9 protein-coding genes and 1 tRNA gene are annotated in these 13539 nt (G+C 59.8%); 3 read left to right on the forward strand and 7 right to left on the reverse strand.

Translation table 11 applies throughout. The features are described 5' to 3' along the window. Nucleotides 1-30: 30 nt before the first annotated feature. The 4 genes from ET524_RS08425 to ET524_RS08440 form a co-directional block, all read right to left on the reverse strand. Nucleotides 31-492: a tRNA (cytidine(34)-2'-O)-methyltransferase gene (locus ET524_RS08425; RefSeq protein ID WP_201738740.1), complete on the reverse strand. Its 462-nt coding sequence runs from the start codon at nucleotides 490-492 to the stop codon at nucleotides 31-33. Between the two features lie 10 nt (nucleotides 493-502). Next, nucleotides 503-2575, reverse strand: coding sequence for a ribosomal protection-like ABC-F family protein (gene abc-f, locus ET524_RS08430; RefSeq protein ID WP_129424936.1), 2073 nt, complete (start codon nucleotides 2573-2575; stop codon nucleotides 503-505). 782 nt (nucleotides 2576-3357) lie between these two features. Then, nucleotides 3358-3432: transfer RNA gene (locus tag ET524_RS08435), tRNA-Asn, on the reverse strand. Nucleotides 3433-3792: 360 nt separating this feature from the next. After that, complete coding sequence (locus ET524_RS08440; RefSeq protein WP_129424938.1) at nucleotides 3793-4167, reverse strand: MerR family transcriptional regulator; 375 nt, start codon at nucleotides 4165-4167, stop codon at nucleotides 3793-3795. A gap of 458 nt (nucleotides 4168-4625) precedes the next feature. Between ET524_RS08440 and ET524_RS08450 the strand changes: the two genes are divergently transcribed. Continuing rightward, on the forward strand, nucleotides 4626-4937 hold the full coding sequence (locus tag ET524_RS08450; RefSeq protein WP_129424943.1) for a type II toxin-antitoxin system RelE/ParE family toxin: 312 nt from the start codon (nucleotides 4626-4628) through the stop codon (nucleotides 4935-4937). 6 nt (nucleotides 4938-4943) lie between these two features. Here the strand turns inward: ET524_RS08450 and ET524_RS08455 are convergent, their stop codons facing one another. Beyond that, on the reverse strand, nucleotides 4944-7526 hold the full coding sequence (locus ET524_RS08455; protein WP_129424945.1) for a hypothetical protein: 2583 nt from the start codon (nucleotides 7524-7526) through the stop codon (nucleotides 4944-4946). 52 nt (nucleotides 7527-7578) lie between these two features. Here ET524_RS08455 and ET524_RS08460 point away from each other — a divergent pair, with 52 nt between their 5' ends. Then, the gene (locus ET524_RS08460) at nucleotides 7579-7941 is read left to right on the forward strand and encodes an Hpt domain-containing protein (RefSeq protein WP_129424947.1); all 363 of its coding nucleotides are present in this window, start codon (nucleotides 7579-7581) and stop codon (nucleotides 7939-7941) included. Between the two features lie 152 nt (nucleotides 7942-8093). On the opposite strand, the gene ET524_RS08465 is transcribed toward ET524_RS08460, so the two are convergent. Both ET524_RS08465 and ET524_RS12095 read right to left on the reverse strand, forming a co-directional pair. Then, nucleotides 8094-9551, reverse strand: coding sequence for a C39 family peptidase (locus ET524_RS08465; RefSeq protein ID WP_161566649.1), 1458 nt, complete (start codon nucleotides 9549-9551; stop codon nucleotides 8094-8096). A 74-nt stretch (nucleotides 9552-9625) separates the two neighbouring features. Beyond that, nucleotides 9626-11329 (reverse strand): GH25 family lysozyme, encoded by a 1704-nt coding sequence (locus tag ET524_RS12095; protein ID WP_161566650.1) that lies wholly within the window; start codon nucleotides 11327-11329, stop codon nucleotides 9626-9628. A gap of 119 nt (nucleotides 11330-11448) precedes the next feature. Between ET524_RS12095 and ET524_RS08475 the strand changes: the two genes are divergently transcribed. Then, the gene (locus ET524_RS08475; RefSeq protein ID WP_161566651.1) at nucleotides 11449-13539 is read left to right on the forward strand and encodes a L,D-transpeptidase family protein; all 2091 of its coding nucleotides are present in this window, start codon (nucleotides 11449-11451) and stop codon (nucleotides 13537-13539) included.

The following is a 13539-nucleotide window of genomic DNA, read 5'->3' on the forward strand; positions in this document are numbered from 1 at the left end:
CGTCTCGAAAGCGCCAAAGCCGACCCGGCTTTACGCCATGTTCGGCCAGCCCTGTTGCCGCAGTGCCTCGTACGCGGCAATTGCCACCGAATTGCTTAAGTTTAAGCTCCGCATACCCTCGCGCATAGGGATGCGCACGCAGGCGGAAGCGAATCGTTGCATAACGGCCTGGTCAAGCCCACGGCTTTCGCGCCCGAACACCAGATAGGCGTCCCGCCCGTAGGACACGCTGGCGTAGCTGGCCTGCACATGCCCCGTGAACAGGTGCAGCTCATCAGCGGCATGCGCTTCGAAGAACTCGTCGGCGCACGACCAGCGCACGATGTCCACGTCGTCCCAATAGTCGCAGCCGGCGCGCGCCAGGTTGCGCTGCGTCACGGCGAACCCCATGGGCTCCACCAGGTGCAGCCGCGCGCCGATGCACGCGCACGTGCGCGCCACGTTGCCCGTGTTCTGCGGAATCTCGGGTTCCACCAGCACGATGTTCAGCACAGCCTTCGCCCTACCCTTCCGCCGCCTGGCGCGCCATCTCGGCTTCAAGCTCTTCGTTGAGCATGAACCACTCTTCCTCGGCGGCCGCGATGCGCTGCTTGAGCTTGGCATGCTCGGCCACGGCGTCCGACGAGGCGTCCTCGTTGATGTAGAAGTCGGGGTCGGCCATCTTCGCCAGCAGCTCTTCCATGCGCGCGTTGTCGCGCTCCATCTGTTTGTCCAGCTCGGCGATGCGCTTGCGATGGTTCTTCAGCGCGGCATAGGCGCGATTGCGCGCCTCGGCCTCGCGGCGCTTCTGCTCCTTCGTCTTCGGCGCGCTGCCGCGCTTGGCCGTCAGCTCGCCGGCCACAGGCTGTTCGGCGGCGGGCACCGGCGCCTTAGCGGCTGGCGCGGACGCCTTGCCCTTCGCCTTGCCGCCCTTACCCGAGCCGCCCTTGCCCATCAGCTCGTCCACCAGCGACTCGTCGGTGGGCGCCGGGCCGTCAAGCTGGCCGGACTTGAACAGGTAGTAGTCGTAGTCGCCGTCGTACACCGTCACCTTGCCCGGCTTCACTTCCACGATGCGGTTCGCCACGCTGCGGATAAGGTGGCGGTCGTGCGTGATCAGCAGAATGGTGCCCTCGAAGCGGTTGAGCGCCTGCTCAAGCACGTCGGCGCTGGCGATGTCCAGATGGTTCGTGGGCTCGTCCAGGCACAGCAGCGGTTTCGGCGCCACCAGCATCTTCGCCAATGCCAAACGGCCCTTCTCGCCGCCGGACAGCACGCTGACCTTCTTGTCCACCGCGTCGCCCTCGAACAGAAACGCGCCCAGCAGGCTGCGCACCTGCGAGATGTTCCAGCCCGGCGCCACGTGATCGAGTTCCTCGAACACGGTGTTGCCCGCGTGCAGCTCTTCCAGCTGGTGCTGCGCGTAGTACGTCAGCGCCACGTGCACGCCATAGGTGATGGTGCCCGCATCGGGCTTCATAACGCCCGCGATCATCTTCATAAGCGTGGACTTGCCCGCGCCGTTCGGGCCCACCAGCGCCACCTTGTCGCCCCGGTACATGGTGAAGTCGAAGTTGTCGTACACGCGCTTGTCGCCGAAGTGCTTCACCAAGCCGCGGCAGCGCACCACCTCGTCGCCGGTGCGCGGCGGCTGCACGAAGTTGAAGTGGATGGGCTTCTTCTCTTCCGGAATCTCGATAAGCTCTTCCTTCAGGCGCTCAAGGCGCTGCGCGCGCTCCTGGGCCTGGCGAGCCTTCGTGGCCTTGTAGCGAAAGCGCTCGACGAACTCCTCCAGATGCTTCATTTCCTCAAGCTGCTTCGTGCGCTGCTGGCGCAGGCGCTCGATGCGCTCTTCGCGCGCCTTGAGGTACGCGGAATAGTTGCCCTTGTACAGGTTGACGCGGCCGTTGGCCACCTCGGCCACGCGGTCGACCATGTTGTCCATGAACTCGCGGTCGTGGCTGACCACGATGACGGTGCCCTCGTAGCCGCGCAGGAAGCCTTCAAGCCACTTGACCGATTCCAGGTCCAGGTGGTTCGTGGGCTCGTCGAGCATGAGCACCTCGGGGTTGCGCACCAGAAGCTTCGCCAGCGCGATGCGCATCTGCCAGCCGCCCGAGAAGTTCGTGGTGGCCTGCTGCAGGTCGCCTTCCTTGAAGCCCAGGCCGAACAGCACGCCGCGCACCTTCGCCTCGATGGTGTAGCCGCCCAGCGTCTCGTATGCGTCGCGCGCGCGGCCGGCCGCAGCCAGCTGGCGTTCGGTGGGGTTTTCGCCCAGGGAGTTCTCCAGCTCGCGCAGGCGCTGCTCGGCCGCCAGGATTTCCACCTGCGAGGACATGACTTCCTCGAAGATGGGGCGGTCGGGCATCTCGATGGCCTCCTGCTCCAGGTAGCCCACGCGCGCCCCCTTCGCGAACAGGATGCGGCCCTCGTCGGCGTCTTCGCGCCCGCTGATGATGTTGAGCATGGTGGTTTTGCCCGCACCGTTCGGGCCGACAAGCGCCAGGCGGTCGTACTCCTCCAGCTTGAACGTGACGTCGGAAAACAGCGTGCGCCCCCCGAACGACTTCGTCAGATGCTCAACCTGCATGATCATGGTGCAATAACTCCTTTTCTTTGTTGCAGCCTTTCATCATACCGGAGATGCACCACGCACGGCCCCCAAACCACCCAACCTGACCGAAATGAGCACGAGAAAGAACAAGCGCCGGGCAATGGCCAGCAGCGAAGCAAACCTATTTGATTCAGGTTCTCAAAAAAGTGGCCATTGTTGGGCATTTTTCCGAAAAGCTGAACGAATGCGGGACATATTTCGACGAAGCTGAATGCCTCAAGCACGTCCCTCCGCGGCGTAGCGCAAGGCGTTATTCCAAAATTGCAAACCCCAGGTGAAAGGCTTGCTCAAACGCCAAGACGCAACAGCGCCCCCAACAAATCTGACACATTCAATGGCGAACATTCAAGAAATCGAAATATTGCCCAACAATGGCCACTTTTCCCATTTCCTGAATGCCGCGGTAGTGCCTGCAGCCGACGAGCATTGCGCACCAACAGGAAGCAATGGTGGCACAGATGAATTTGGGCTTATAGGGGAAAGACGATATGAGCAGGACATCGTGAGCCCCTGCTCCGTGCCGTTGCTGTTCTTCTCGTGGGTCGGGGCTGATAATGGCGTCGTCAGAACAGCTTGGTCCAGCCAGGTTGCCACACGCACGAGAGCACATAAGAAGGGCCAAACCCGAAAAAACAGCGGGTTTGGCCCTTCTTTGCCCTTGACAATGTCCTGCTCATATTAGCCCTCAGGGGTTTGAGGCCTCAATACTTGATAACCTGAAACAAAAAAGACGAACCGCTTTCGCGGTTCGTCTAGGAGCTTTATGGCTCCCCGGGTAGGATTCGAACCTACAACCCTCCGGTTAACAGCCGGATGCTCTGCCGTTGAGCTACCGAGGAATTTCGGTGCGCTTTCTTCTTTCGTGGCGCAAGAAAGTATTATAGACATTTCAATTTTCCGCGCAAGCCCCTTTTTTTAAAATTTTTCCGGACCGGGTTTTGAAGGCGCCCACGCCCCAAAACCCGCCCTATGCCCTCGCAAACGCATGAAGTCGAAACCACACGCTGACGACAGGGTCGGCCTCGTCGCAAGACGGCCTTGGCCCCTACAGCATTCGCCAGAAAGGAAAGTGGCCTCCCGTTTCTCCATCCAGGAAACGGGAGGCCACTCATTGTCGAACTCCTTGCAAGATCAACAGTAGCGAATTGCTTGCAAACCAGCCATCGCAAAAACCTGCGCGCAACGCCACGGGGCCGCGCTTACTGCAGCTTCGCCTCGGTCTCCTTCATGACCTTCTCGTAGTTGGCAATCTTGTAGTCAAGGCGGTCAACGCCGGCTTGCATTTCCGCAACGCGCGTGCGCATAAGGTCGCGCTGCTCCTCAAGCAAGCTGATGCGCTGCTTGATGGTGCTGTCGCCTTCCTCGATAAGCCCCATGTACTCGATGAGCGACTCGATGGACATGCCCGCGCCGCGCATGCACTTGATAAATTGAATGCGCGCGCAGTCTTGCTCGGTGTAGTCGCGGATGCCGCTTTCGGTGCGGCGCACGTGCCGCATAAGGCCGATGCGCTCGTAGTAGCGCAATGTGTCGGCGGAGATGTCGTACTGCTTGCTCACTTCGGCGATTTTCATGCGTTCCCCTTTGATGCGTTTCTGCTGCGCTTATTTCACCACTTTAAGTTTGCTCCATGTCAAGGTTTAGGGAACACAAAAACGCGAAATGTGCCGGAAAGTTGTGGCGCTTCAATATGCGCATCGCCATCGACCCTTGCGATTAAACGCGCGACGATTGCATAATAGTGCTCACAATCATGCAACGAAAGGAGCGAGCATGCCAACATGCGTTCCCATAAAAGATCTTCGCGACACTGCGGCGTTCGATCAGCTGGTTGAGACCAGTCCTTCACCCGTAACGGTGACGAAAAACGGATACGACCGATTCGTCTGCGTGCGAAGCGCGGACTACGAACGGCTTGAGCAAGCAGACGCACGCGCTCGTTTGCTTGAAAGAATCGTTGTTGCCGAACAGGAAAGGTCAGAAGGACTATCCACAGACGCGTATGAGGCAACCACGGCATTACGGGAGAAATATGGCCTATAACGTCCGCATCCAGCCAAGCGCGCTGATCGAACTTGACGAAATCGTCTCCTACTTGATGGTGTTCGGGCCGCACACGGCGCAATCGTTTCTTGACAATTGGGAAGCCATGCTCGACGAGCTGCGCGACGGCATTGCGGAACACGCGCTATCCAGATTCGAAGTGCTCGCGAAGCTTGGCTACCGCACCGCATTCGTGAAAAACTACATCGTGCTGTTTTTCAAAGAAGAAGACACCCTCACGGTTGCCCATATCTTCCATCAAAGCCAAGACTATGCGCGTTTAGTGCCGAACGGCAGCTAGAACGCCCTAATACATGCCGAAGGCGTTCCAGAGCAGAGCGTTTGCCGTGATCATAACCACCAGCGATCCGAACAGGAAATACAGCGCGATGCGGTACACCGACACCGTCTCGCCGGCGGCGCTGGCGTTCGCCATGGCGTGCGCGCCCACCTGCCCCACGGGCGCCACACCGTGCGCGCCCAGCTGCGTGGTCCAGCCCTTCGACAGCGGCTCTGACGAGCGCACCTGCAACAGCTCCAGGAACACCAACGCCGCGGCCAGCGCGAAGTACAGCCCAAAATCGCAGATGTAGCGCATAAGGATGCCCGCGCCCTGCAGGTCGAACACGCACAGCGCCACGGCCACAACCACTAGGCACACCCACAGCGGCAGCAGCCCCTTCGCCTTCAGCGCGTGGCGCACGCGCGGCAAGGCCAGCAGCACCAGCGTCATGGGATACAGAAAGAAGTAGCCGCCGAACATGGGCTCGTAGATGGTGACGCCTTGGTACGACGGGTCCATGTACGTCTGGTGCAAAAACGGGAACTGGCTGCCCAGCGCCGGCGGCTGCAGCAGGTACGCGTACAGGCCGAACGGGATGCGGTCGGCGTGGAATCCGCGATGCGTCATGTCGTTCGTGGTGAGGTTGTAGTTCGCGCCGAAATCCAGCGGGCTGCCGAAGCGCAGGAAGTTGTACGCCATCACGACCAGCGCCACCGCCGCAAACGGCGCAAGCGCCGCGCGGAACTCGCACAAGCACGCGCGGCGCGCCTGGGCGTTGCCGCGCGCGTCGCGCAAAAACGGCCAGAACAGCACCAGGCCGAACACGGCGGCCAACACCATCTGCGGGCGCGCCGCCAGCGTCAGCGCGATAAGCGCCGCACCTGCAACCACGCGGCCGCGCTCGATGTACCCGCGCGACGTGCCGCTGACCCACAGCCCCAGGCCCCAGCTGACCAGCGCCAAACCCATGGCCTCGGGCAGGAAATACATGCTGGGCGTGCGCGCCAGAATCAGCCCGCCGCCCGCCACGAACAGCATGATGTCCAGCACGGCGAACAGCCCCAGCGACGTGCGCGGGAACCACCGCCGCACCACGTTCGTCAGCAAGTACGCCAAGCCGGCCGCATACGCGCAATCGCAGATGGCCACGCCCAGCCACGTGGGGAAACCGGTTCCCGTGGCCAGAAGCCACGGCACATAGAACACCAGGCACGGCAGCACGCCGAAGTACACGTAGTACTTGCCCTCGAAATACGCGTGGTCCCACAGATACGGCACGCCGGCCGCGGCGCGCGCCGCTGTGTCGTAGGGGTTGTCCATGGCCTGCAACGCCGCGCTGGGCACGTCGTCAAGGTACAGGTGCCCCTGGAGCAGCGCCTGCGCAAGCTTTTGATACTGGAAGTAGTTTTCGGTGCTGGCGGTTTGCGTCAGCGACAGGAAGTGCGTGTTCGACATGACCAGCACGAATACGATGACCGCCTGCACGGCCACCAGGCCGACAACCATCCACCCGTGGCGCGTGATGCGCCCGTCGAACACGCGGCTGAACAGCATCGACTGCGGGCGCACGGCATACAGCAGCAACAGCACGGCCAGAATGTACGCAAAACGCACCGGGTCGATGTCAAGCGGCACCTGCTGGTTGAGGCTGACGCCCGTAACGGTGATCGGCCCCACATCGGCCAGGTTCGTGAACGACACGTAAATGGAATGGCACTTCCCCGCCGGGTCCAAGCTGATGTACGTGCTGGCCGCATCGGCCGGGTCCACCGTCACCGAAGGCAGCTGGTAGTAGTTCGCGTTGCCCTCGTCGGCAAGGTACATGGTCACCTGCAGCTTGCTATCGGTGGCTTTCGCGGCCGCCGCCGGGTTGTTGAGCACGGGAGCGAAGTGGATGCTGCGCACGGTGTCGTCAAGACTGGTCAGCTCGATGGCGTTGTTGGAGGCATCAAGCGCAATGGCGCCCTCGCTGCCGGAGGCCACGCCGTTGACCAGGTACGACCCCACCTCGGGATACGTCATGGACGTGAAGAACGCCAAGTTGAAGCCGAACACCTCGATGGCCACGGCCACCAGCACGCACACAAGCAGGCCGGCGAAGCGCTTCGCGGGGCTGGTGTAGGCGCCCGCCGAGCCGGCAAACCCCATGTCGCCGGTGTCGAAAGGCGACGCCCAGCCCGAACGCGGCTGCGCCGCAGCATGACGACCCGGGCGCGTGTAGGCGTTAGCGGCGCCGCGGCCAGCACCGCCGGCAGCTGCCGAGCCACCCGGCATACGCGAAGTACCACCATCAGGACGCGACCAGGGATTTTGCCGCCCACCGTTAGCACCAGCTCCGCCAAACGAGGATCCATATCCCCCGCGAACGCCGCTGGCATCGTGTCCGTTCGCGGCACCGTAAGCGCCATCGCCCGCAGCGCCCCGCCCACCGCCAGCGCCCGGCATGCGCGCCGTGCCGCTGGCATACGGCGCCCGACCGCCCTCCGCGCCCGAACGCGCGCGATTGCCGCCATGCGCCGAATAGTTCTCGCGGGCGTATTGCTGGAACTCCGGCGAGGAAACGCCAGGCTCGAAAGGGTCATGATACTGTTGATTCCGATTAGCCATAGGCCGGATTATACTTCCGATAACGAACCCGTCCGAAACCCTGGGAGGCACAATGGACGAAAAAGACATTGCGATTTTGCGAAACGCGAACATCGACTACGAAGATATCACCGACCGCTTCGAAGGCAACGAGGCGCTGTACCTCAAACTTGCCGAGCTCTTCCTGTCCGACCCGCACATGGCCAACATCAAGGCCGCATTCACCGAAGGCAACCTCGGCGAGGCCGAGCGCGAATCGCACGCCCTGAAAGGCGTGGCGGGCAACCTATCGCTGACCAGCTTGCACCAGCTGGCCACGCGCATGAACGACCTGCTGAAAGCCCACGACGAGCAAGCCGCCACCGCCCTACTCCCCCAACTCGACGAAGCCTACAGCGAAGCAATCCAAGCCCTACGAGCAGTCCTCGGGAAGTAACCAGCCCCAAGCACCCAGCACATCAGAAGGCTAGCCACCTACCCAAGCCCCGCCGGCCACTTGAGCAAGCCACGCATATGCAAAAAGGTGCGGCAAGCCCGCTGCTCGCCGCACCTTGCATCAATTCAGCTCTACGCTTGAAACGGTCAGAATTACCTGATCACAACCGCTTGAGCTCCTGTTGTCCAATAATTGTTGAAGAAACTGCTAGCCGACCTTGTAACATTGCCAGAAATGGAATCGGCAACGTAAACGATTCCGCGTTCCTCATCGTATCCTTGGACAACAATCGAATGATTGCCGGTGTAGAAGTTATATATGCGTCCACCGTACCACTGGGAAGCTTTTGCATACCCGGCTCCCCCGTTGTTAACCGTTCCCCACACCTGAATCGGTATGCCATACTGCAAATACCAATAAATGTCGGAACGCGAAGACCCCGTGACATCCTGTGCTCGCAAAGAGCTTCCACGAGAGCTGAGGTATCGATTGGCTGCATCGCGAACAGCAGGCGCCATACAACCGCCCATGGCATAAGCCGAAACGAAATTCCAATCGCTAAAGCTTAGGTAAGAATCCCAAATCGTTGTCTTACCGATTGGGAACCCGTAATAGCGAAGCATGTTCGCCAAAGCAACAGATTCGCAGCCGTCCGGAAGAGCCGGATACTGGTTCATCGCCGGAACATCGACCCAAGCACCAACCATACGCCCGCTTCCATTGAACTTGAAATCAACGGAGCCAACGTACTTCCACTTTGAAGACACCATCCGCCCGCCATTATTCGGATCGAGATAGTACCAGGAGGCGCCATCTTTTACCCAGCCCGTTGCCATAGCACCGCCACTACGCAGGTAGTACCAGCTGCCGCCGACACGTGCCCAACCGGTGGCCATAGTGCCCGAGCCGTCGAGGTAGTACCACGTGCCGTCGACCTGCTTCCAGCCGGTGGCCATGGCGCCGCTGCCGGGCTCCAGGTAGTACCAGGCACCGCCGGTGCGAACCCAGCCCTCGGCCATCGCGCCGGAGCCGTAGAGGTAGTACCACGTGCCGCCGACCTTCTCCCAGCCGGTGGCCATGGCGCCCGAGCCGTCGAGGTAGTACCACGTGCCGTCGACCTGCTTCCAGCCGGTGGCCATCTGGAACGTGGACTTGTCCAGCCAGTACCACGAGCCGCCGAGCTTCCTCCAGCCCGTCTTCAGGGCGCCCGAGGAGTCGGACCAGTACCACTTGCCGCCGTCCTTCGCCCACCCCGTGGTCATGGCGCCCGAGGACGCCAGGTGGTAGGTCTCGCCGTCCACCTTCTTCAGGCCCGTGGCCATCTTGCCGGATCCGGGCTCCAGGTAGTACCAGGCGCCGCCGGCGCGCAACCAGCCGGTTTTCAGCTTAGTTTTGGAAACCGCATAATACCAATCGCCGTTAATCAGGTTCCAGCCTGACTTATAGCGAACCTTGTCAGGAACCTTAGCAACATCGGAAGATTTTGCCGCCTTATCATCAGCATCCTTATTCCGACTTACGACCGAATCAGCCCCGCCGTTAGCGCTGCTCTGAGTCTGAACGGCCGAATCACCAGTCGCAGCACCAGCATCATCTGCCGCGTACGCCAAAGACGCACAAGCAACAGCCAACATCGCTGAAAAGGCGAAGGCTAGCAATAATCTTCCCGCGCGCCCGTTCATACTTAGCTCTTCTTTACGGCAGCCGGATTCCATCGCCCATTGGCATCAACGTAATACCCGCCAATCCAGCGAGAAGTTGCCATAGAACCGTCGCCCGTAACGTAATAGTTCCCTACCCATTGCGATGAAGCCATGGCTCCCGAGCCGTCGAGGTAGTACCACGTGCCGCCGACCTGCTTCCAGCCGGTGACCATGGCGCCGCTGCCGGGCTCCAGGTAGTACCACGCCCCGCCGGTGCGAATCCAACCCTCGGCCATCGCGCCGGAGCCGTAGAGGTAGTACCACGTGCCGCCGACCTTCTCCCAGCCGGTCGCCATGGCGCCCGAGCCGTCGAGGTAGTACCACGTGCCCTCGACCTTTTCCCAGCCCGTGGCCATCTGGAACGTGGACTTGTCCAGCCAGTACCACGAGCCGCCGAGCTTCCTCCAGCCCGTCTTCAGGGCGCCCGAGGAGTCGGACCAGTACCACTTGCCGGCGTCCTTCGCCCACCCCGTGGTCATGGCGCCCGAGGACGCCAGGTGGTAGGTCTCGCCGTCCACCTTCTTCAGGCCCGTGGCCATCTTGCCGGATCCGGGCTCCAGGTAGTACCAGGCGCCGTTCACATATCTCCAGCCCTCGGCCATGGCACCGGAGCCGTCAAGGTAGTACCAGCTGCCGCCGGTGCGAACCCAGCCAGCAAGCATCCACCCAGAACTGTCGAAGTAATACCACTTGCCATCGATCTTCGCCCACCCGTTAGACGGATAAGAGCCATCTTTGTAGTGGTACCACCAAGAACCATTCGAATTCACCCATTGATCACCATGGACGATGGGGCCCGTGTAATCAAAGTTGACATCCACCGCGCCGGCAATACCGGAAATCGAGCTTTGGCTATCAGCTTGCCATATGTCATAGTGCCCGCCGTAGGTGCACTGCCAGTTGTACTGAGCAACCCAACGCGGCCATTTGTTGTATTCGGAGCTGGTCAAATAATGCGTCCACCAATTGGTATTCGCATACACACCCGGCGTGAAGCCCGCAGCAGAAATGGCGGAGCAGAACGCCTTGGTGTTTGCCAGCAGCTGGCTGTTACTGATTTTCGGGCTGCTTCCGCCTTCTTCAAGATCGTAATACACGGGATACGATAGATTAACCGGGCTCAAGCCGGCTTTATCTAAAAGGCGCAAAACATGATCAGCTTCACTACGAGCCATGCTGGTATTTTCAGCATACGAATACAGGTAAACGCCGAACGGAATGCCGTATTTTTGGCATCCGCGAACATTCGCCAAGAACTGGTTGTCGTCCTGCGACGTGTAGTCGGAACCATAACCACATCGAATGATGGCGAACGTTACGCCAGAGCTTTTAACCTTCGACCAATCGATAGGCCCTTGGTGCGTGGAAACGTCAACGCCAAAGCCCTTAGCACCCCAAACAGTGGTCCCATTGCTGCCGTAATAGGTGCCTCCGCTTTTCCACCAGGTATTTCTGCTGGCGGCATACAGAGCAATCCTGTCTTCATTTCCCGCGTCGCCGACATAGCAACCGTCAACGAAACGCCAGCTTGACGCAGCTTCACCGGATGCTCTATCGAATTCAGGCTCGGATTCATACGCTTCGCCGTAAGGCGAATCAATCCCAAAGCCGATTTCCTCAGCATGCGCCATCGCCACGGGGAAAGCAGAAGCAATCAACGCTACAAAACCAATCGCCAAAGCCATTGGTAATCTGAAGCACTTTGTCATAGTTCTCTTTGCTCCTTTGCCTTATCCTATTTATGGGAACGATATTACCCGATTTTTTCTACATGGAAACTGTTTTCGGGCAAAGGGAGGGAACGATGAGAAACAAATTCGGCAAGTGTAGCCAACGCGCACCGATTCCGCTGCTGCTGGCCACGACAATGCTGTTACTCCTGTGCGGCGCGAGCGGCAGCCTAGCATTCGCCGCCGAACCATCAGACGGCGCCGATAAGCAGCAAACGCCCCTGGCGGAAGAGCAGTCCCAAAACCTCAACGACGACGCTCCCGATTCTGCAATGAAAAGCGGCACGGACGCGGTAAGCGAGCAGACGCAAGACGCGCAAAGCCGGCAAAAGGTCAACCCCAGCAGTACCGGAAGCAACGCCAACACCAACGGCGCCTCCAAGAGTGGAAGCACCGTCGGCAATGTCAGCGCTAGCAGCACTCCCGCCAAGCCCGTATACGACTACGCCAAAAGCGATAAGTCGCCTCACCTCACCTACACGAAAGACGGCAAACCATTCAAAACGTACGGATGGGCGCAGGTCGGCGGCTCCTGGTACTGGTTCAACAACAGCCCGTATGCATCCGAAGACTGCTGGCAACGCGTCAATGGCTCGTGGTATCACTTCGATGCTGCAGGCGTCATGCAGACAGGCACGTACGCAACAGCCGACGGATCGCTCTGGCATTCAAATTCGTCCGGCGCCATGATCACGGGAAACAACGGCTGGGTTCGCAGCGAGGGCCATTGGTATTGGGTGGCCCCCAACGGGAAGCTGTCCACAGGCTGGAAATGGAGCAACGGTTGGTATTGGCTCGACAAGAAAACGGGCGCCATGGCAACTGGCTGGGAAAAGGTCGGCGGAAGCTGGTACCTTATGAACGGCTCGGGAAAAATGCTCACCGGCTGGCAATGGCGCGGAGCCTGGTTCTATCTGAACGGATCCGGCAGCCTGCATACGGGCTGGCTGTGGGATAACGGCTGGTATTGGATCGACGAAAACTCAGGCATGGCAACTAGCTGGGTCAACGATAACGGAACGTGGTATCACTGCGCCAAATCCGGAATCATGCAATCTAACGCATGGGTGCTCGACGAAAAGGGCCTCTGGCACTGGGCTGGCGGAAACGGCGCCATGCAAAGCGGATGGGTCTACTACAAGTCAATCTGGTATTACCTCGACCCCAAAGACGCACGTCATCCTACGGTCACGGGCACCAAGTCCATCGCAGGGAAAGACTATCAATTCAACTCCGATGGGGCCATGAACGCGAATAAGTGGGTCGTCGTCAACGCGAAAACCGGGAAAGCAAGGTACGCCTCGGCAAGCGGAGCCCTTACCGCAAACGCCATCATCAAGAACAAATCGATTGTGCTCACCAACGAAAAGGGCACTCCTTTAAGCGGGTGGACGAAAATCGACGGACGTCAGTTCTACGCAACGCCCGATAGCGGGAAAGCGGCGATCGGCTGGCTGAAAATCAAAGACACGTGGTACTACTTCAACAACCAAGGCGCCATGCAAATCGGCTGGGTTTACACGGGCGGCGCCTGGTACCTCCTTGGAAGCAACGGAGCCATGCGGACAGGCTGGCAGAAGGTAAGCGGTACGTGGTATTACCTCGACAAGCAATCGGGAGCCATGTACACCGGATGGCTTAAGGATGGCGGCACATGGTATTACCTGTACGGAAGCGGAGCCATGGCTACCGGATGGGTCTACGTTGGAGGCGCTTACTATTACCTCAACAGCAGCGGAGCGTGGGATCCAAACGCCGATCCAATGTATCGCAAGGCGCAAGGTTACTCCAGCAACACGAATTGGCTGATTCTGTGCGACACAACCAGAAACCAGGTCTGCATCTATTGGGGTAGCAAAGGAAACTGGAAGCTGCAGAAGAACTGGACCTGTACTACGGGCGCATGGGATACGCCCACCGTCCTTGGCCAATACACCGTCGGCGCCAAAGGGTACGTATTCGGTTCCGGCTTTAGCTGCTACTACTACACGCAGTTCTATGGCAACTACCTCTTCCATTCAGTAACGTACTACCAGAACACGTTCAACATCATGGACGGAAGGCTTGGCATGAACTTGTCGCACGGCTGCGTGCGCCTGCAAATCGACAACGCAAAATGGATTTACGACAACATCCCCTCCGGAACTAAGGTCGTAACGTTCTAA

It is taken from the genome of Senegalimassilia faecalis (assembly GCF_004135645.1).
GTDB lineage: Bacteria > Actinomycetota > Coriobacteriia > Coriobacteriales > Eggerthellaceae > Senegalimassilia > Senegalimassilia faecalis.

Excerpts from the sequence above, each read along its gene's own strand:
- abc-f (WP_129424936.1), bottom strand. The coding sequence starts at position 2,575 with ATGATCATGCAGGTTGAGCATCTGACGAAGTCGTTCGGGGGGCGCACG.
- ET524_RS08440 (WP_129424938.1), bottom strand. The coding sequence starts at position 4,167 with ATGAAAATCGCCGAAGTGAGCAAGCAGTACGACATCTCCGCCGACACA.
- ET524_RS08450 (WP_129424943.1), top strand. The coding sequence starts at position 4,626 with ATGGCCTATAACGTCCGCATCCAGCCAAGCGCGCTGATCGAACTTGAC.
- ET524_RS08455 (WP_129424945.1), bottom strand. The coding sequence starts at position 7,526 with ATGGCTAATCGGAATCAACAGTATCATGACCCTTTCGAGCCTGGCGTT.
- ET524_RS08460 (WP_129424947.1), top strand. The coding sequence starts at position 7,579 with ATGGACGAAAAAGACATTGCGATTTTGCGAAACGCGAACATCGACTAC.
- ET524_RS12095 (WP_161566650.1), bottom strand. The coding sequence starts at position 11,329 with ATGGCTTTGGCGATTGGTTTTGTAGCGTTGATTGCTTCTGCTTTCCCC.
- ET524_RS08475 (WP_161566651.1), top strand. The coding sequence starts at position 11,449 with ATGAGAAACAAATTCGGCAAGTGTAGCCAACGCGCACCGATTCCGCTG.